Below are 17,701 nucleotides of genomic sequence, written 5' to 3' on the forward strand. Positions count from 1 at the left end.
ATCTCCTCCGTTAGATTTGCTTTTTTGGTTATTGCGTCGTCACGGTTAGCCCTTGAGCGCGCCGCTCATGGTGCCTTTGGTGAAGAATTTCAGGATCAGCGGGTAGATCGCGAGGATCGGGACGATGGTCAGCAGGATCATCCCGGCCTTCAGCGCTCGCAGGTTGAGCTGGCTCGCACCGGTATTGTTGTTGGCGCTGTCGGCCCCGACGATCGCGATCTTGTCGCCATCGATGACGAACTGGCGCAGCACCACCTGCAGCGGCCACTTCCCCTGGTCATTCAGGTAGATCATCGCGCGGAAAAACTCGTTCCAATGAAAGACCAGATAAAAGAGTGTGATCGTTGCCAGCGCCGGCTTGGCGAGCGGTAAAACCAGATGCCAGAAGACCTGGAAAGGGTTGGCGCCATCGAGTTCGGCTGCTTCCAGAAGCTCCTTCGGGATCTCCTCGAAGAAGCGGATGAGGATGATCAGGTACCAGGCGTTGACCGCCTTGTAGAGGATCACCGACCAGTAGCTATCGAGCAGCCCAAGCCGCTTGTTGACGAAGTAATCCGGAATGATGCCCGGCTCGAAGACGATGGTGACGAGCACGAGGATGAACAGCGCCTTGCGCCCCGGCAGGTTCGGCCGCGATAGCCCCCAGGCCATCAGCGCCGTACCGACAACGCCGATCAGGGTGCTGACGCCGGTGATGAAGATCGAGTTGATAATGCCGCGTTGTACGTTGGGATGCTGAAGCAGGACGCTCCAGACCTCGAACGACAGGCCATCCGGCAGGATGGCCAGCCCACTCATGCCCGGCACCTTGCCCGGCGCCGACAGCGATACCGCCAGAAGGTTGAGAATCGGCTGGACGGTCACCACAACAAGCAGCAGCAGCGTTGAAACGATGATCGCGTATTCGATGCGTTCTATCGGGGTCTTGCGTGACAGGGCCATTACCAGACTCCCTTTCCGGTCAGGCGTTTGGAGACGAAATGCGCGATGACGATCATCATTGTCCCGAGCACCGCCTTGAACAGGCCGGCCGCCGTCGCAAGCGAATATTCGCCGGTCTGCAGGCCGATCCGGTAGACATAGGTATCGACGATATCGATCTTGCTGCGGACCACGTCGTTGGACAGGTTGATGACCTGATTGAGGTCGGCATTGAGGAACATCCCGGCATTGAGGATGAACAGGGTGGCAATCGTCGGAACGATACCGGGCAGCGTGACATGCCAGATCTTCTGCCAGCGATTGGCCCCATCGACCTCGGCCGCATCATAGAGTTGCTGGTCGATGGCAATGATCGCAGCCAGATAGAGCAGGCTGTCCCAACCGGCCGAGCGCCAGATTTCCGTAAAGACCAGCACCCAGCGAATGGCACCCGTATCAGTCATGAACGATCGCGGCGCGATACCCGCCATGCCAAGCAGATTGTTGACCGCACCATCTGTCGGCGACAGGGCGGCAATAAAGATACCGGCGATGACGACCCAGGAGAGGAAATGCGGCAGGTAGATCGCCGACTGGATGAACTTGCGCAGCGAGCCGCCGCGCACTTCGTTGAGGAGCAGCGCCACGATGATGGGGACCGGCAGGAAGAACACCATCTTCATCGTCGAGATGATCAGCGTGTTCGCGAGCACCTGCCAGAAGACCGAAGAGGAAAACAGCACCTGGAAATGCTTCAGCCCGACCCAGACATTCGGCGGTACGATGCGGACCTGCTCGAAGGCAATGCGGGTTTCCCAGATCGGCAGGTAATGAAACACGAAAAAGAACAGGATTCCCGGTGCCATCATGACGTAATACGGCCACCAGCGGCGCCAGCCATCGGCAAAAGCAGATGTCCGTCCCGGCTTCCGGCGGTTCATATCTATGGGAACGTTCCCAGAATTTGACGAAGTCAAAACGTGTTGGCGGTCAGTCATGATTATCCCCTCCCGGCCCCGGCTGTCAGCTTGGGCTGGTGTAACGACAGGTCGGCCAGCGAGCCGCGCTCGATCAACCGGCACGGCATGAACACCCGGCCATGCTCGGGGCGGCCGGCGATCTCATCGAACAGACAATCGACCGCGCGCATGCCGATCTCGCGGCCCGGCTTTGCGACAGTGGTCAGCCCCGGCCACGAAAACGCGCCGGCCGGCACACCGTCGAACCCGAGGATCGAAACGTCCTCCGGGCACCGAAGTCCGGCTTCACGCACAGCGACCATAGCTCCGAGCGCCATCAAGTCATTGGCGGCAAAGACTGCCAGATGCCCGGTGCGCTCGCGCGCCAACAACCGCTTCATCGCGGCGTGCCCACCTTCGACAGTATATTCTCCGTCTTCCATTGGCAGGACTGCGGGATCGATATCGCGCTCGACACAATGTTCGTGGAACGTCCGCAGGAAGCGTGCCCGCGCAATACGCGACTTAGGGCCGAGGATAAGCGCCGGAGCGTGATGTCCCTTGGAGACAAGATGATCCATACCGATCCGCACCGCCTGAGCAATATCGGAGCCGACGCTGGAGGCGGCGGGGAAACGCTCGGCACTTGAGCCAATCAGCACGAATGGCAGCCCGAACCGGTCAAGATCGTCAAAATTATCAGCGACCGGATTGATGATCGCGCCATCGACGCGCGCCTGCCGCAAGGCCCGCAAATGGCTGGCTTCACGGCTGTGATCCCAGTCGGACGAAAAAACCAGGAGTGACATACCATTCTCGGCAGCGCGATCCTGTGCGCCGCGGGCAACTTCCGCCCAGAACGGGTTGGTAATGTCCGGAATGACGAGGCCGAGCAGTCCGGTTCGCCCGGACCGCATGCCGACCGCAAGATCATTGCGCTCGTAGCCAACAGCTCTCGCAGCATCCAGCACGCGCTCGCGCGCTTCGTCGGTCACGTTGGAGGCACCCGACAGCGCACGCCCGGCGGTGCTCTTCGACACGCCGGCCTTTCGTGCAACATCGATAATGGTCGGCCGCCGCCTCTGCATCCAAGCACGCCCTCCTCAGCATGATTTCGTGGGAACGTTACCACGCCTTTACTTTAAGCATCAAGGGGCAAGTTTGAGAAACTACGGGAAGACCTTCGCTGACAACTGAAAGGCCGCGACGAGCTGCCGCAATGAAAAGCCTGGCGGAGCGCTTCGAAGCTACGGCAACAGCCATTTTTTTGCTGCCGCCACCGCCGCCTTAACCTGGCATTTACCATGATGAGCGTCACTGGTGGAATAGTAGTTTCCGCGCCGCACAATCGCCCCATCCCGGCCTTCAATGCGTTGTTGTTGCTCGAGAAGGGATTTGGGATATGACCACGGACAAAGGAATTACGCTCGCCGTCATCGCATTCACGGTCATTGCGATGTTCACGCTGAATTTTGCGATGACCCATTACGGTACGCCGGCCAACAATGACGGCGTTTCTGGCGAAATCACCTCTTCGATACCCAAATAATCTGTCGCTTCTGACGTGCCCCACGACCCACGGCTTCCGTGATGTCGAGGTCCTGGGAACTTTTGTCGATCCGCCGTGTTTCGCCGATGAGGAGAATTGCGATGGACGACAATAGAATGCCCCGCCTAGGGAATGGTGCCTTGTTATCATCAAGGCTTACAACGATCGGCAATGCCGGTGACCGGCCATGACGGCCCGGGATGTTTTGCTGCTGTTGGTCACGGCGTTCTTTTTGACCGCCCTGCTGCTCATACACAATTCATTTTACCGGCCCGTTTCAACCAGCGCCATCGAACCGCCTGCCACGGCTGATAGCCAAATGCAGCCTTACGGGCGACGTGTGCATCCCGGCGCTTTGGAACTTTGAGCAGGCTGCCCCGTTATCTCTCTTGGAGGAGAGAGAACATGGCCAGCGTAACTTGGATCATAGCATTGGTGGCTGCGCTCACAGTCTGCGGCATAGCCATCGTCTACGGCATCGTCAGTCAACGGCGGTTCAACTCTAAAATGAACCCCACACAGCAAGACCGGATCGATGAAATGTCCTGGCGTGAAAACCTGCTTGACCAGTAAACTCACGGGCTTTCAGGAGGACATGCTCAGACCTCCAGTAAGGGCTGTCTAGCAGGATCTCACATGGCCGGAAGCGATCGCCTTGCCAGAAGACTGCTGGGACGACCAGCTGGATCATTGGCTTGAAGCCGCCTGACCGCAAAATCCTGTGCCGTCTGCAGTTCGGCCAATGCCCCCTCATAATCAAGATTGAGCACCTTGCCGCGCTCGACCACCGGTCGTCCATCCACATAAACCGCATCGACGGCACGTTCCGCCGCGCAATTTAAAAGGTTGCGCAGGGGATCGTAGACCGGCTGCATTGCAGCATGGTTCAGATCGACCAGCAGGAAATCAGCCTTGGCACCCGTCACTATCCGGCCGATGTCGCGCCGGCCAAGCGCGTGTGCACCGGAAAGTGTCGCCGCCTCGAATATATCGGCCGTGCTGACATCGAAAACGGACCGGCCGGCAATGCGGGCGCAGATCATCGCTTGGCGCATTTCTTCCAGCATGTTGAAAGGATAGCTGTCGGTTCCCAGCGCCACGTTGACCCCGCGGCGGCGGTAACGGCCGAGCGATTGCAACACCATACCGCTGCGCGAAAAGGTAACGGGGCAGTGCGCGACTGTCGTGCCACGGTCGGCAAGCAGACCGAGATCGATATCGGTTCGCTGCCGTGTCCAGGAATGTCCATCGACAAAGATGCAGTGCCCGATGATCAGGTCCTCGCCGAGCACGCCCAGTTCTTCGAGATACTGGACAGCCGTCAGCCCGGTCCGCCGCATCAGCTCCTCATGTTCCGCCATCGTCTGGGCCGCATGTATGGTGATGGGCACTTTTCTTGTCCGCGCCGCCTCGGCCGCCGCCTGTAATAGCTCGGCAGAGCAGGTCTCGACCTGCGAGGGAGACACAATGCCGCCCAGCCTGCCGGATGGATGCGCGCGTGCTGTATCGACCACCTCAAGCGCCCGGGCGAAGGCCTCATTCCCCCTGCCCTTGTCCCAGATGAGATCGAGACGGCGGCTGTCTTCGACATGCCATGCGGCCTCCCGAAAGCCGGGGGCGACATAGGCACGTGCGCCGCTCTTTGTCAGGGTCGGCAACCAGCTGTCATGCGGACCGGCAATGTCGACAAGGGTGGTGACGCCGCTGCGCATCAAATCCCCCAACATCACCGTCAAGGATGCCTCGACCGCGCTGTCGCTGATCTCGATCAGGTTGGAATATTCATACATTGCATTGCCCCAGAGGGCTGCCGTGCCTTCATCTTCGAACAAGCCTTTAGAGATCGGCTCCTCTCCGGAGTGGCAATGCACGTTGACGAAACCGGGCAAGACCATCCTGTCTTTGCCAGACGTCTCCTGCGCGAAGGTACCGTCATACCGGCCGCCGACATGGATGAACCGACTGGCATCAAAGGCGATGTCGCCATCGGAAAGATAGGCATGCCCCTGCCGGTTTTCGTCATAGCCGACGATCGTGCTGGCATTGCGGATGACATGTATATCGTTAGCCATGGGTGACCCTGAAATGCTGTTCGAGAAAGCGGCTGTACAGGCCCATCAGGGCGCTGAATGTGAAATAGACGGCCGCCGCGAAGACATACCCTTCAAGGACGGCAATGCCCTGCCATTCGGGATCGCGCAGAGCGGATCGTACGGTGTCGAGAAAATCGAGCAGGCCGACGATGGTGACCAGCGTCGTGTCCTGGAAAAAGCCGATGAAAAGCCCGACCATCGGCGGTATGACCTTTTTCAGTGCCTGCGGCAGGACGATCTTGCGCATGACCTGCCAGTAGGACAGGCCGAGAGATTTACCCGCCTCGAACTGGCCTTCAGGAACATCCTGCAGGCCACCACGAACGATTTCGGCGATATAGGCGGCTGCAAAGATGATGATGGCGACTTGCGCACGCAGGAGCTTGTCGATCGTCACGCCCTCCGGCACGAACAGCGGCAGCATCACCGTCGCCATGAACAGAATGCTGATCAAAGGCACGCCACGGACGATCTCGATGAAACCGACGGCAAGAATGCGGATGGCCGGCAGGCTCGATGCGCGGGCAAGCGCAAGTCCGATACCGAGCGGCAGCGCGCAAACGAGACCGATAAACGAAAGCATGAACGACAGCGGCAGGCCGCCCCAGCTCGATGTCGGTACCGGAGATAGACCGAAGATCCCGCCAGCCATCAGGACATAGAGAACCGGCAGAACCAGAAGCAGCCACACATACAGCAATGCCCGGCTCCAGAAACGGGGCATCATCGAGACCAGGCAACTCGCCAGAAACAGCATCAACGCCAGCAGCGGCCGCCATTGCTCCTCGAATGGATAGAAGCCGAAAATCATGTAGCGGAGTTTTTCGGCCAGAAACGGCCAGCAGGCACCACTGCTGATCTTGCAGGCTGCAGCATCACCGGAGAAGACGGCATTGACGACCAGCCAACCAAACGCCAGCTTGCCCAGAAAGAAGATCGCCGCAACCGAAACCAGGCTGATGACCGAATTCAGCGGCGTGCCGAAATAGGCCTTGACCCATCCGGAACGCCGCACGGGCGGCTTGGCAGCGCCGACCGGTAATGACAGAGCTTGGGTTTCGGCCATCAGCGCTCCTTCAGCGCGACGCGCGCGTTGTACCAGTTCATCGTCAGTGAAATGGTGATCGACAGGCACAAATAGACACCCATGAAGATCGCAATGGTCTCGATTGCCTGACCCGTCTGGTTCATCACAGTGTTGGACACCATCACCAGATCCGGATAGCCGATAGCAATCGCCAGCGAACTGTTCTTGAAAACGGTCAGGTATGTATTGGTCAGAGGCGGAATGATCAGGCGCAAGGCCTGCGGCAGCACAACCAGCCGCATCACGCGGGAACGCTGAAGCCCCAGGGCGGCCGCAGCCTCCCATTGTCCCGGTCCGATCGCCTGGATGCCGGCACGGACGATTTCGGCGACACTGGCGGACACGCTGAGAAGTAGCCCGAACAGCAGAGCCACAAACTCGGGCCGCACATGCAGACCGCCGGTCAACCGGAACCGGCCGGCCTGCGGAATATCCCAACCGAAGGAAACCAGGCCCAGCATCCAGAGAAGGAGCGGCGGCACAAGCAACGCGAGACACGCAATGGCCGTACCGTGATTGGACTTCCCGGTCGCGACCCGCCGCCTCTGGCTGATGCTCCTGATCAGGATCGCGGCGGCGATACCGGCGCCAATGAACAATGCGAAGAGCGTCGCGCCGCTTTCCACAAACACGGCCGGAAGAGCCAACCCGCTGTTGGAAAGGTAGACGCCCGGCAGGATGTTGAGCGCCTGCTTGACCGGCGGGAACACCATGATGATCAGCGAATACCAGAGAAAGAGATAGAGCAGCAGCGGGACATTTCGCAACACCTCGACATAGGCGAGTGCCAAACGCGCCAAAAGCGGGTTGCGCGACATGCGCGCCACGCCGACGAAAAGCCCCAGAACCGTTCCGAGGATCGCCGCAAGCAGCGAGACCTTTACCGTATTGACGATACCCACCAGGATCGCCCTGGCGAAGCTGTCGGTCGGCTGGTAGGCAATCGCCGTTTCGCTGATCACGAAACCGGCTTGACGCGTCAAAAATCCGAAACCGGTGGCGATATTCTGCTTGGCAAGATTGTCGCTCGCCGTTGCAAACATGGTCCATGCTGCAGCGGCGACCAGACCGATCGCGCCGATCTGATAGCAGAACGCGCGAAAACGCATATCATTGAGGAAATTCATGACAACTCGCCGCTGTTTTGCCGAACGGGAGAAAGCTCGCGCGCTTTATGCGCGCGAGCGATGGGCTCAACGGAACGGCGGTGCGTAGACCAGACCACCGGCATTCCACTGCGCGTTCGGTCCACGCGTCAGTCCAAGCCGGGTGCCCTCACCCAGATTGCGCTCGAAGATTTCGCCATAATTGCCGACGGCCTTGATGACGTTATAGCCCCACTTGTTGTCGAGGCCGAGCATGGCGCCAAGCTCATCAGTCACGCCGAGCATGCGCTGAATGTCCGGATCCTGGCTTTTCAGCATCTCATCGACATTGGCCTGGGTAACGCCTTTTTCCTCTGCCGCCATCAGCAGCCAGACGGACCAGGACATGACATCGCGCCAGTTGGAATCGTTCTGACGAACCGCCGGTGCGAGCGGCTCCTTGGAGATCGTTTCTGGCAAGACGATATAATCGTCCGGATTGTTCGCTACCGCACGGATCGATGCCAGATCGGAGCGATCCGATGAAATCGCTTCGCAACGGCCGGCGAAGAAGGCCGCCCGGTTTTCATCCGGGCTTTCGAAAACAACCAGCTCGAACTTGCCGCCGATCGTGCGGAAGAAATCGCTGAGGTTCTGGGCTGTGGTCGTGCCGGGCAATGTGCAGATGGCAGCGTCCGTCAGCTCCTTGGCGCTGGAAACACCCAGCGACTTTGCCACCATCAGACCCTGGCCATCATAAAAAACGGTCGGACCGAAATCGAGCCCGAGCGAGGCGTCGCGTGAAAAGGTCTGCGTGGTCTGGCGCGACAGCATGTCGATTTCGCCGGATTGCAGCGCCTGGAATCGGGTGTTGATATTGGTCGGAACGAATTCGATCTTGTCGCCATCGCCGAAAACAGCGGCAGCAACCGAGCGGCAGACGTCAGCATCGAAGCCCTGCATCCGGCCCTTGTCGTCCGGCGCAGCGAACCCTGGAGTGGCGAGCGACACGCCGCACACCAGTTTCCCGCGCGCCTTTACGGTATCGAGCGTTCCTGCCTGCGCGACGCTGGCTGCCAGAAGCGCTGTGGCCGCGGCGCAGATCGCCAGAAATCCATGTTTCATAGTCCCCTCCTCGTTGTTTTTTCTCTGCTCCTCGCGATCGAAGAATGCTTCCGCCCTCCAGCAGAAACTCCGCAATCGGCGACCCTCCCGATCGCAAATATTGTGTACAATATTGAAAATCATTTGGCAACAAAATCGAACACAATAACGGCAGGATTAATGCACGCCGGATATTGACGCCGCCGAGGGTCAATGTGAACTCTTCTTGCGGCAGAGTGTGGAGGCCTTGCAGAACAGCATTACACCGTCTCTTAGTGCACCCATTAGGAAGATTCCGCCCGTCCAAATCCAAAAATGACGACGAGACGTAAAATCCAATATCGAATGAGATAGTACACAATATGTAGGTGTTGCCGCAATTGTGCGTTTCAAAGAGGACTTAACGGTGCATTCTGCAGGCGAGTGGACCCATTGTTCAGATGGCCCTAGTTCAGGGCCACGCGAACCTCTCCATCGACCACCTCAGCCCGATACGTTTTCAAATTTTCGCAGGCAGGCAACCGAATGGCCTCGCCAGTGCGATAATCGAAGGCGCCGGAGTGCTTCGGACATTCCACCTCGAAATCCATCACCAGGCCCTCGGCAAGGTGGACAGCCTCGTGAGTGCAGAGACCGGAAGTGCAATAGACGCTGTCATCCGGCCCACGGTAGATCGCATAGGTGCGTCCACCGTGATCGAAGCGAATGGCGCCTTCCTGTTCAATGTCATCGAGGTGGCAGGCGGGAACCCAAGTCATTCTACATTCTCCCCAACCGCAGCCCCAGCCTTCCGGGACGCCAGCTTCTCCTTCCGCCTTCGGTAGCGCTCCTGCATTTGAGCCTCACCTTCAGGCGAGCCGTCATGCCAAGTGCCAAACCACTTATCGAGCGGGATCAAGGCGTCCCCGTAGTTCACCTCGAAGTACTTGTGATGCAGGTAATGCGCATAGGCATGGCTATCGATCAGCTTGTCTTCACCGACTTCGACCTTATCGAAGCCGACATGACCAGGAATGGCGCCAAAGCCCGCGTAATGAAGCTGATACAGCATCAAAATGGGGTTGGACGGCAGGATCAGATGGTAAAACGCCGTGCCGAAATAGAGCAGGTGCTCGACCGGGTGCATCGACAGCGACGACCACGGCGACGGATTGACCGAATTATGGTGGACCGAATGGACCCATTTATAGAGCAGCGGTGTGTGGATCAGCCGGTGTACGCAAAAAAAGTGAAACTCGTGGATGATCGGGACGACGAGCGCAACAAGAACCAGCGTCCAGGGGTTTTCCGCAAAGGCAAGCCAGGGCGCGTAACCATTGGCATAGGCAAAGAGCATACCGGCTTCAATCGCCGTCCAGATGACGACACCTGACAGGAATGTGCGCAGAATGTTGTCCTTGTTCTGGTTTTCGAACCAAAATGCCTGACTTTTCTGCTCGGCGGGGAATTTGCCGTTGTATTTGAACCGGTTTTGCTGGCGCTTCAGAACGTAAAGATGAAGCTCGAACGCTCCGTAGAACAGGAACACGCAGGCGGCGTTGACGGCATAAAGCCACGCGACCCATCCAAAGCTGAGCGTCTTCATGGTTTCCACTGGTGGGATGACCCAAGCCCAGTAGGCTAATGCCGAGGCGGCAAAGATCATGTTCCAGGGGAAGAAATAGTGCGGCAACCATTTCAGGATTGCCAAAACCCGCGTCGGAAACTGGAAGAGCGGCGCATACTGAACCGGCTGTGTCGGCGACCAGTCGCCACGCTTGTTGCGCGTCCCATATTTAAGATCGTCCATTGCGTTCTCCTTGAGGTGGATCACGTCTGACGTGTCCGCACAAAGCTTCGATTGAAGGAGAGCGGATGACGCCTTTCCCGGCTGCTCCGGGCGAACCTCCGGGCCTCCTCCCACGGCTTCATTATCAGGGGGATGGCGAAACACCGAAGACTTCAATGATCAGATTAGATCAGATGGCTTCAGCCGTAATGGTGATGAACCGTATGGGATTGGTGTCCGGTTCGATCTTCGTCAGGCCGATCCGATACAAGATCCAGTCCAGCGCCCGTTGTGCCTGCGCTTCGGGCGCCTGGTCTAGGACCACGTCGACGATGCCATTGCGGAGGGCCGCGCGGGTGTAATCCGTAAGTTCGTGTGCCACGAACAAGATTTCGCGCCCGCGTTTATTGCGCCTCAACACCTCGATTAAGGCGGAGTTTGCACCCCCTGCGTTGTAGAGGCCAACAAGACCGGTATATCTCTCAAGGGCATAGGATAGCAGTTCCCGGCTGTATTGTTCTTCGTCGCGGCTGAATCCGATCCACTCGAAACTGACAGAACCAGGATGCTCGGCAAAATAATCGGAAAAACCGCGCATGCGCTCACGGTGCACCTGATAGATCGGATGACAGAGCCCAATCACCGGCCCCGCCAGGGTCGTCATCCGGGCAATAAAGTGCGCTGCGGTTCGCCCGGCCGCATAGTTGTCTATCCCTACAAATTCTCCTTTCGTTTCCGATGCCCGTGTCACCACATGGACGACCGGCGTTCCCCGCTGAACAACGGCTTCGACGGCAGCACTAATGGAGGGACTGTTGGGTACAGCCAAGATCAGGCCCGCCCGTGGAAGGTCCGTTGATTGTATTCGCTTTGCGATTTCGTCTGGGTTTTTTTCGTCGGTAAAGCTGCGTTGAACCACAACCAAGGGATCTAACGTTGACGCGATGCTCTCAAACTCGTGGGAAAGCCTCCGGTAAAACGTTGTTTCCGGGCGGACCATCAGGACTTCAATACGCAGCAACTTGTGGTGTGCATCCGGTATCGTACGCGGATATTTCAACGTACGGGCGGCAAGCATTACTTTTTCCACCAATTCCGGACGAACGCCCCCTCGCCCGTTCAAAACGCGCTCGACTGTCGCGGTCCCGACGCCGGCAAGGCGGGCGATATCCCGATAATTCGGTCTGCTCATGCGTAATCTACCGCTCCAATTCCAGGGATCGATAGGTTCTGCTGGCGAAAAAATGTCTTCGCATTTTCGAGCATTCACGAACCTATAGCCAAACCTATCTTGGGTGGACGGCGGGGGAAAGACGCGCTGCACACGCCTGGCACGTTGACAGCCTTGGTTGGCGATCACTTCGCAGCGTATAGCGCCCGCGAACGTTCCAGATGTTTCAGCACAGCCTGCTCGGCTGAATCGGGATCACCGGCTTCCAGACAGGCAATGATCTCTTCGTGTTCGGCCAGCGTGAACTTTTCCTTGCCGGTCCAGATCAGCATCTCGGTGTGATATTCCTTCAGCCAGGCCAGCATCGCCTCGCTGACGGCGACATAGATCGGGTTGCGCGAAATCCGGGCGATCCGCGTGTGGAATTCCATATCGGCAGCGATAAAGGCTTCGGCGTCACCCAGCGATGCGCGCTGCCGATCGAGGATTTCACGCAGGCTTCCCATGTCGCTGGCATCGCCCTTCAGCGCCGCCTCACGCGCCATACCGCGCTCGAAAAAGATACGTGCACTTTTCAGGTGTTCCAGCGTATCCGAAGATTTGGCCAGCATGATCTTCGCCGTCATGTCCATCTGGCGGAAAATCGATTGTGCCGTCAGTTCCAAAACCTTGGCCCGCTCGCCATGCGAGATCACCACCAGCCCCATACCAGCCAGCGCCTGCATCGCCTCGCGGATCGCCGGACGGCCGACGCCGAAGCGCTCCATCAGCTCGCGCTCGGACGGCATTTCGTCGCCGGTCTGAAGCTCTCCGGAGGTGATCATCGCTTTCAGCCGCGCGAAAACTTCGTCGGACAGTTTGCGGCGGACGATCTGTTCGGTCTGCTGGCCCATAATGTCTCGCTGGTTTACATTCGCCACCGTTATGCACCGCTCCCCTCGCGAATGAAATGCACCCATCCGCTTGTAAGCGTCACAGTCCACATTGATTGTCGCGGATGCATGCTTCCTCTTGCTTAATTGATATACTCATTATACCAGTTGCCGAAAACACGCCAGCTGGAACTGGCAGGGATGACCATACCGGGAGGCTTTTGCACCATCATGATCGTCGTCACCTACAGAATTGAAACGCCGGGCAGCGTTGAGGCCATGGCGGAAAAGATCGCCAGTGACCAGTCAACTGGGACATTCGTGCCCGTACCAGGCGAAACGCCGGAGTTGAAGGCCAGGGTCGCCGCCCGTGTTCTCGCCATTCGCCCGCTCGCTGACGCCGAAGCCCCAAGTTGGCCCGAAGCGCCAGCAGACCAGGGGCCGATCCGGCGCGCTGACGTCGATATTGCCTTTCCGCTCGATGCCATCGGAACTGACCTTTCCGCCCTGATGACCATCGCGGTTGGCGGTATTTTCTCCATCCGCGGCATGACCGGACTGCGCGTCGTCGATCTGAAACTGCCGCAGGAATACAAGTCGGCCTATCCCGGCCCGCAATTCGGCCTGCCTGGCAGCCGCAAACTCACGGGCGTTTATGATCGCCCGATCATCGGCACCATCGTCAAGCCGGCGCTGGGCTTGCGTCCGCATGAAACGGCTGAGCTTGTCGGCGAACTGATCGGCTCAGGCGTCGACTTCATCAAGGATGACGAGAAGCTGATGAGCCCAGCCTATTCGCCTTTAAGCGAACGTGTCGCCGCCATCATGCCCAGAATCCTCGATCACGAGCAAAAGACCGGAAAAAAGGTCATGTACGCCTTCGGCATTTCGGCGACAGACCCCGATGAGATGATGCGCAACCATGATCTCGTGCTTGCGGCTGGCGGCAATTGCGCCGTGGTCAACATCAATTCCATCGGCATGGGCGGCATGGCGTTTCTGCGCAAGCGCTCCGGCCTTGTCCTGCATGCCCATCGCAACGGTTGGGATGTGCTGACACGTCATCCCGGTATCGGCTTCGATTTCAAGGTCTGGCAGCAGTTCTGGCGGCTTCTCGGCGTCGATCAATTCCAGATCAACGGCATCGCCGTAAAATACTGGGAGCCGGACAACAGTTTCGTCGAGAGCTTCAAGGCGGTTACGACACCGCTATTCGACGCCTCGGACTGCGCAATGCCGGTCGCCGGGTCAGGCCAGTGGGGCGGACAGGCGCCGGAAACCTATCGCCGCACCGGGCGCACAACCGATCTGCTCTACCTCTGCGGCGGCGGCATCGTTAGCCATCCCGGCGGTCCGGCAGCTGGTGTGCGCGCGGTACAGCAGGCCTGGCAAGCAGCCGTTGCCGATATCCCGTTGGAGACCTACGCCAAGGACCATCCCGAGCTCGCCGCTTCCATCCAGAAATTCGGCAGCGCAGGCGAGTAGAATTCATGACCGCACAGACCAACCTTCTTCTCTCCTATTACGGCGATGACCTGACGGGCTCCACCGATGTCATGGAGGCGCTCGCCTCCAACGGCGTCGAGACCGTGCTGTTCATGGACGTGCCGGACACGGCACTTCTGAAGCGTTTCGGCCATTGCCGCGCCATCGGCCTTGCCGGCACCAGCCGCAGCGAGACGCCGGGCTGGATGGACGAAAATCTAACGCCGGCTTTCCGCTGGCTGCAAGGTCTCGGCGCCGATATCTGCCACTACAAGGTTTGCTCGACCTTCGATTCCAGCCCCAAGACCGGCAACATCGGCAAGGCTGTTGAAATCGGCAAGGCGTTGTTTGAGCAGCCTTATGTCCCCGTTCTGGTCGGTGCTCCGCAGCTCAAGCGCTACACCGCCTTCGGCCATCTCTTTGCCGCCTATCAGGGCGAGGTTTACCGCATCGATCGCCACCCGGTGATGAGCCGTCACCCCGTCACCCCAATGGCCGAAGCTGACCTGCGCTTGCATCTCGGCGCGCAGACGGCGCTGAAAACCAGACTGGCAGATCTCTCCATGCTTGCCGCTATCGACGCGGATGGCCAAATCGATGATCTTTGCAGAGATGCCGACGGCATGGTTCTGTTCGATGTCGACGGCCCGGAAAGCCAGTCCCATGCCGGCCGCCAGCTTTGGCGCCTGAAGCGCTGGGGCGGCTGGTTCGCCACCGGCTCCTCCGGCGTCGAATATGCGCTGCTGACCGCCTGGCGTGCCGCCGGTCTGACGGAAGGCAAGAAAAGCTTCCCGCTGCCCGGCAAATCCGACCGCATTGCTGTCGTTTCCGGCAGCGTCTCACCGACCACGGAACGGCAGATTCGGCATGCAACACAGAACGGTTTTACAGGCATCAATCTTGATCCGCTGGAACTGCTTGGCGAAAACGGCAGCACCGCTCTGGACCGAGCCATCACGAGCGGCCTCGACAGTCTCAAAAACGGCGACAGCGTCATCCTCAATACGGCGCTTGGTCCATCCGCCGATCGCGGTGGTGATATCGACCGCATCCCCGGTAGCCGTCATCGCCTCGGCCGCCTGCTGGGCACGATCTTGCGTCGCCTCGTCGAGGAACAGCAGTTGAGCCGCGCCGTCATCGCTGGTGGCGACACGTCCAGCCACGCGCTGAAGGAACTGCACGTGCAGGCGCTGACCACGCTGCTGCCACTGCCGCAGACGCCCGGATCACCGCTTTGTACCGCGCATGGAACCTACGCCGCCACCAACGGCCTGCAGATTGCGCTCAAGGGTGGACAGGTCGGGTCGGATGGCTATTTCGCGCAGATCCGGGATGGGCTTCAAGAGTAGTGGCCACTCGCAACCTACTGGACAGCACGAGCGCTGTTGCTCCGGCGGTTCGGTGGGACAGGTGAAAACGATGCGCGCAGACTGGCATTGAACTGCGTCAGCAGGTGCCGATCGAAATGGCCTTCCGATTTCTGCATCATCCTGAGTGTTTCAGCGGGCGTCCACGCGCGTTTGTAGGATCGTGCCGAGGTCATCGCATCATAGACATCGCAAATGGCGGCGATCCGCGCCGAAGGACTGATCTGCTTGTCCGATAGGCCGAAGGGATAGCCTTTGCCGTCTATTCGCTCGTGATGGTGAAGGCAGACATCCAGAACGATCTGCGGCATGTCGTCCTGGCGCGACAACAATTCGTAACCACGGACCGGATGGGTGCGGATCTCCGCCATTTCCTCATCCGTCAATGCGCTCTTTTTCGACAACAGAGCGTCAGGCATGACCATTTTGCCGATGTCATGCAGCAGGCCGCTGACGCCGAGTACGCGTACCGTCTGTTCATCGAATTTCAGAAACCGGCCGAAATGTACCATCAACGCACTGACGGCGATCGAATGCAGAAATGTATATTCATCCTTGGTCTTCAGACGGGTAATCCCGATCAGGGCCGCCGGATTGCTTTCCATCGCCTTGGCGATCTGCCCGACCGCACGGTCGGCGGGCTCGAATGTTGCCGTACCACTCAGGCGGACATCGGAAAACAGCGCGTCGAGCAGCGGTCTCGTCTCCTCGATCGTCTGTAATGCCTGCTTTATTTCACTCTGGGAAAAGTCGCGGGAAAGGGTGGATGATGCATCCTTTGCTGGAGCTTGAACAGCACCGGCTCCGATATCGACGCCTCGGCGGATATCGATGACAAGACTGATGATATTGCTTGCCCTCACTTTCGCGGCGGCAGCTTCGTCCTTGATCATGAAACTGCGAACAGGCGTCGCTTCATCGCGCAAAGGGTCTTCAATGTCGGTGACGTACATGCCCACGCGAACCTGATGCCTCTTGATGCGCTTGAGCATTGCTATCGCTCTTTTCTAATCACAGGCGCCCTCCAGCGGCATCCTCACCATCAGTCTAATCGATACAGAGTATAAATTTCAATGCACCGACCAAGGCGCACGTAAACTCAAGTGTTCGCTCAGAAACACTATAGACACAATAGATCTCCCGCGCCCGATCTTTGGATATAACCCTTTAATCGACGTTAAAATCTCATCGCAACCCGAAAATAATATGACTTAACAAGAGACTACCGCAGATTGTTACCTGACAGATCAAACCTCCCTGTGATTGCCAATATGGAGTTCATCCTTCCATGGCGGCAGGAGGCAACGACAGTCCATGGTAAAATCACCTCACCGCGTGACATACTGATTGACTCATCATACCAGTTGCCATAAACCATCGCGAAACAAACACGCAGGTGAGGAAACATGACTTCGATCGCACTCTTCGGTGCTGGCGGCAAAATGGGCTACCGGCTTGCCAAGAACCTCAAGGGCTCACGTTTCGACGTGCGCCACGTGGAAGTAAGCGACGCCGGCAAGGCGCGCCTTCAAAACGATCTCGGCCTGTCCTGCCTCGATGTCGATGCAGCATTGTCCGGCGTTGATGTCGTTATTCTCGCCGTGCCGGATACGGCCATCGGCAAGGTTGCGGCCGGCATTGCCGACAAGCTGAAAGCCGACACCATGGTCGTGGCGCTCGATGCGGCCGCGCCGTTTGCCGGTCATTTCCCCGAGCGCGCTGACCTCACCTATTTCGTCACCCATCCCTGCCATCCGCCGATCTTCAACGACGAGACGGATATGCAGGCGAAGAGGGATCATTTCGGCGGCCTGTTTGCCAAGCAGCACATCGTCTCTGCCCTGATGCAGGGACCGGAAGAAGCGTACGGCCTCGGCGAAGAGATCGCCAAGACCATCTGGGCGCCGGTCATGCGCTCGCACCGCGTCACCGTCGATCAAATGGCAATGCTGGAACCGGGACTGTCGGAAACCGTCGCGGCCTCGCTGCTGGTCGTCATGAAGCAGGCCATGGATGAGTGCGTAAAGCGCGGCGTCCCGGAAGAGGCCGCCCGCGACTTCCTGCTCGGCCATCTCAACGTACTCGGCGCCGTCATTTTCGGCGAAGTCCAGGGCGTATTTTCCGATGCCTGCAACAAGGCGATCGAATTCGGCATCCCCGCGCTGATGCGCGACGACTGGAAGAACGTCTTTGAACCCAAGGAGATCGCCGAAAGCATCCGGCGCATCACCTGATCGATA

Annotated in this window: 18 protein-coding genes; 6 read left to right on the forward strand and 12 right to left on the reverse strand. The window is 58.6% G+C overall.

All coding sequences use genetic code 11. The features are described 5' to 3' along the window. Positions 1–45 precede the first annotated feature (45 nt). From R6X40_RS19735 to R6X40_RS19745, 3 genes are read right to left on the reverse strand one after another with little or no spacing between them, the layout of a single operon-like run. Entirely contained in the window at positions 46–942 is an 897-nt protein-coding gene (locus R6X40_RS19735) for a carbohydrate ABC transporter permease (RefSeq protein WP_318415513.1), read from the reverse strand. Then, positions 942–1,862, reverse strand: a complete 921-nt coding sequence (locus R6X40_RS19740; RefSeq protein WP_318415514.1) for an ABC transporter permease — start codon at positions 1,860–1,862, stop codon at positions 942–944. The genes R6X40_RS19735 and R6X40_RS19740 overlap by 1 nt, the downstream gene beginning before the upstream one ends. 59 nt (positions 1,863–1,921) lie before the next feature. After that, on the reverse strand, positions 1,922–2,968 hold the full coding sequence (locus R6X40_RS19745) for a LacI family DNA-binding transcriptional regulator (RefSeq protein WP_318415515.1): 1,047 nt from the start codon (positions 2,966–2,968) through the stop codon (positions 1,922–1,924). Between the two features lie 314 nt (positions 2,969–3,282). On the opposite strand from R6X40_RS19745, the gene R6X40_RS19750 reads away from it, so the two are divergent. The 3 genes from R6X40_RS19750 to R6X40_RS19760 all read left to right on the forward strand — a co-directional run bounded on the left by R6X40_RS19750 (position 3,283) and on the right by R6X40_RS19760 (position 4,002). Beyond that, positions 3,283–3,429, forward strand: coding sequence for a hypothetical protein (locus R6X40_RS19750; protein ID WP_318415516.1), 147 nt, complete (start codon positions 3,283–3,285; stop codon positions 3,427–3,429). Positions 3,430–3,616: 187 nt separating this feature from the next. Beyond that, positions 3,617–3,796, forward strand: coding sequence for a hypothetical protein (locus R6X40_RS19755; protein ID WP_318415517.1), 180 nt, complete (start codon positions 3,617–3,619; stop codon positions 3,794–3,796). A 38-nt stretch (positions 3,797–3,834) separates the two neighbouring features. Continuing rightward, entirely contained in the window at positions 3,835–4,002 is a 168-nt protein-coding gene (locus R6X40_RS19760; protein ID WP_318415518.1) for a hypothetical protein, read from the forward strand. A gap of 59 nt (positions 4,003–4,061) precedes the next feature. On the opposite strand, the gene R6X40_RS19765 is transcribed toward R6X40_RS19760, so the two are convergent. From R6X40_RS19765 to R6X40_RS19800, 8 genes are all read right to left on the reverse strand, one after another. Further along, positions 4,062–5,501, reverse strand: coding sequence for an amidohydrolase family protein (locus tag R6X40_RS19765; RefSeq protein WP_318415519.1), 1,440 nt, complete (start codon positions 5,499–5,501; stop codon positions 4,062–4,064). Then, complete coding sequence (locus tag R6X40_RS19770; protein WP_318415520.1) at positions 5,494–6,588, reverse strand: amino acid ABC transporter permease; 1,095 nt, start codon at positions 6,586–6,588, stop codon at positions 5,494–5,496. The genes R6X40_RS19765 and R6X40_RS19770 overlap by 8 nt, the downstream gene beginning before the upstream one ends. Beyond that, complete coding sequence (locus R6X40_RS19775) at positions 6,588–7,736, reverse strand: ABC transporter permease subunit (RefSeq protein WP_318415521.1); 1,149 nt, start codon at positions 7,734–7,736, stop codon at positions 6,588–6,590. Before R6X40_RS19775 ends, R6X40_RS19770 begins: the two co-directional genes overlap by 1 nt. A gap of 66 nt (positions 7,737–7,802) precedes the next feature. After that, positions 7,803–8,819 carry an amino acid ABC transporter substrate-binding protein gene (locus tag R6X40_RS19780; RefSeq protein ID WP_318415522.1) on the reverse strand — a complete coding sequence of 339 codons (1,017 nt, stop codon included), beginning with the start codon at positions 8,817–8,819 and terminating at the stop codon, positions 7,803–7,805. A 425-nt stretch (positions 8,820–9,244) separates the two neighbouring features. After that, complete coding sequence (locus R6X40_RS19785) at positions 9,245–9,556, reverse strand: MocE family 2Fe-2S type ferredoxin (RefSeq protein ID WP_318415523.1); 312 nt, start codon at positions 9,554–9,556, stop codon at positions 9,245–9,247. Beyond that, positions 9,553–10,587: a sterol desaturase family protein gene (locus R6X40_RS19790; RefSeq protein WP_318415524.1), complete on the reverse strand. Its 1,035-nt coding sequence runs from the start codon at positions 10,585–10,587 to the stop codon at positions 9,553–9,555. Before R6X40_RS19790 ends, R6X40_RS19785 begins: the two co-directional genes overlap by 4 nt. 169 nt (positions 10,588–10,756) lie before the next feature. Beyond that, the gene (locus R6X40_RS19795; protein ID WP_318415525.1) at positions 10,757–11,758 is read right to left on the reverse strand and encodes a LacI family DNA-binding transcriptional regulator; all 1,002 of its coding nucleotides are present in this window, start codon (positions 11,756–11,758) and stop codon (positions 10,757–10,759) included. A gap of 164 nt (positions 11,759–11,922) precedes the next feature. Beyond that, positions 11,923–12,630 carry a transcriptional regulator NanR gene (locus R6X40_RS19800; RefSeq protein WP_318415526.1) on the reverse strand — a complete coding sequence of 236 codons (708 nt, stop codon included), beginning with the start codon at positions 12,628–12,630 and terminating at the stop codon, positions 11,923–11,925. Positions 12,631–12,840: 210 nt separating this feature from the next. Here R6X40_RS19800 and oiaX point away from each other — a divergent pair, with 210 nt between their 5' ends. After that, a complete protein-coding gene (oiaX, locus tag R6X40_RS19805; RefSeq protein ID WP_318415599.1) occupies positions 12,841–14,094 on the forward strand; it encodes a 3-oxo-isoapionate-4-phosphate decarboxylase OiaX in 1,254 nt (417 codons plus the stop codon). Between the two features lie 5 nt (positions 14,095–14,099). After that, positions 14,100–15,443, forward strand: a complete 1,344-nt coding sequence (locus R6X40_RS19810) for a four-carbon acid sugar kinase family protein (protein ID WP_318415527.1) — start codon at positions 14,100–14,102, stop codon at positions 15,441–15,443. A 14-nt stretch (positions 15,444–15,457) separates the two neighbouring features. Here R6X40_RS19810 and R6X40_RS19815 read toward each other — a convergent pair whose 3' ends face one another. After that, positions 15,458–16,453, reverse strand: coding sequence for an HD-GYP domain-containing protein (locus tag R6X40_RS19815; protein ID WP_318415528.1), 996 nt, complete (start codon positions 16,451–16,453; stop codon positions 15,458–15,460). A 414-nt stretch (positions 16,454–16,867) separates the two neighbouring features. Between R6X40_RS19815 and R6X40_RS19820 the strand changes: the two genes are divergently transcribed. Next, the gene (locus R6X40_RS19820; protein ID WP_318415529.1) at positions 16,868–17,695 is read left to right on the forward strand and encodes a phosphogluconate dehydrogenase C-terminal domain-containing protein; all 828 of its coding nucleotides are present in this window, start codon (positions 16,868–16,870) and stop codon (positions 17,693–17,695) included. The last annotated feature ends 6 nt before the right edge of the window (positions 17,696–17,701 follow it).

This window comes from Rhizobium sp. PL01 (assembly GCF_033447125.1).
GTDB lineage: Bacteria > Pseudomonadota > Alphaproteobacteria > Rhizobiales > Rhizobiaceae > Pararhizobium.

Coding starts and splice junctions, on each gene's coding strand:
- R6X40_RS19735 (WP_318415513.1), bottom strand. CDS start 942: ATGGCCCTGTCACGCAAGACCCCGATAGAACGCATCGAATACGCGATC.
- R6X40_RS19740 (WP_318415514.1), bottom strand. CDS start 1,862: ATGAACCGCCGGAAGCCGGGACGGACATCTGCTTTTGCCGATGGCTGG.
- R6X40_RS19745 (WP_318415515.1), bottom strand. CDS start 2,968: ATGCAGAGGCGGCGGCCGACCATTATCGATGTTGCACGAAAGGCCGGC.
- R6X40_RS19750 (WP_318415516.1), top strand. CDS start 3,283: ATGACCACGGACAAAGGAATTACGCTCGCCGTCATCGCATTCACGGTC.
- R6X40_RS19755 (WP_318415517.1), top strand. CDS start 3,617: ATGACGGCCCGGGATGTTTTGCTGCTGTTGGTCACGGCGTTCTTTTTG.
- R6X40_RS19760 (WP_318415518.1), top strand. CDS start 3,835: ATGGCCAGCGTAACTTGGATCATAGCATTGGTGGCTGCGCTCACAGTC.
- R6X40_RS19765 (WP_318415519.1), bottom strand. CDS start 5,501: ATGGCTAACGATATACATGTCATCCGCAATGCCAGCACGATCGTCGGC.
- R6X40_RS19770 (WP_318415520.1), bottom strand. CDS start 6,588: ATGGCCGAAACCCAAGCTCTGTCATTACCGGTCGGCGCTGCCAAGCCG.
- R6X40_RS19775 (WP_318415521.1), bottom strand. CDS start 7,736: ATGAATTTCCTCAATGATATGCGTTTTCGCGCGTTCTGCTATCAGATC.
- R6X40_RS19780 (WP_318415522.1), bottom strand. CDS start 8,819: ATGAAACATGGATTTCTGGCGATCTGCGCCGCGGCCACAGCGCTTCTG.
- R6X40_RS19785 (WP_318415523.1), bottom strand. CDS start 9,556: ATGACTTGGGTTCCCGCCTGCCACCTCGATGACATTGAACAGGAAGGC.
- R6X40_RS19790 (WP_318415524.1), bottom strand. CDS start 10,587: ATGGACGATCTTAAATATGGGACGCGCAACAAGCGTGGCGACTGGTCG.
- R6X40_RS19795 (WP_318415525.1), bottom strand. CDS start 11,758: ATGAGCAGACCGAATTATCGGGATATCGCCCGCCTTGCCGGCGTCGGG.
- R6X40_RS19800 (WP_318415526.1), bottom strand. CDS start 12,630: ATGGGCCAGCAGACCGAACAGATCGTCCGCCGCAAACTGTCCGACGAA.
- oiaX (WP_318415599.1), top strand. CDS start 12,841: ATGATCGTCGTCACCTACAGAATTGAAACGCCGGGCAGCGTTGAGGCC.
- R6X40_RS19810 (WP_318415527.1), top strand. CDS start 14,100: ATGACCGCACAGACCAACCTTCTTCTCTCCTATTACGGCGATGACCTG.
- R6X40_RS19815 (WP_318415528.1), bottom strand. CDS start 16,453: ATGCTCAAGCGCATCAAGAGGCATCAGGTTCGCGTGGGCATGTACGTC.
- R6X40_RS19820 (WP_318415529.1), top strand. CDS start 16,868: ATGACTTCGATCGCACTCTTCGGTGCTGGCGGCAAAATGGGCTACCGG.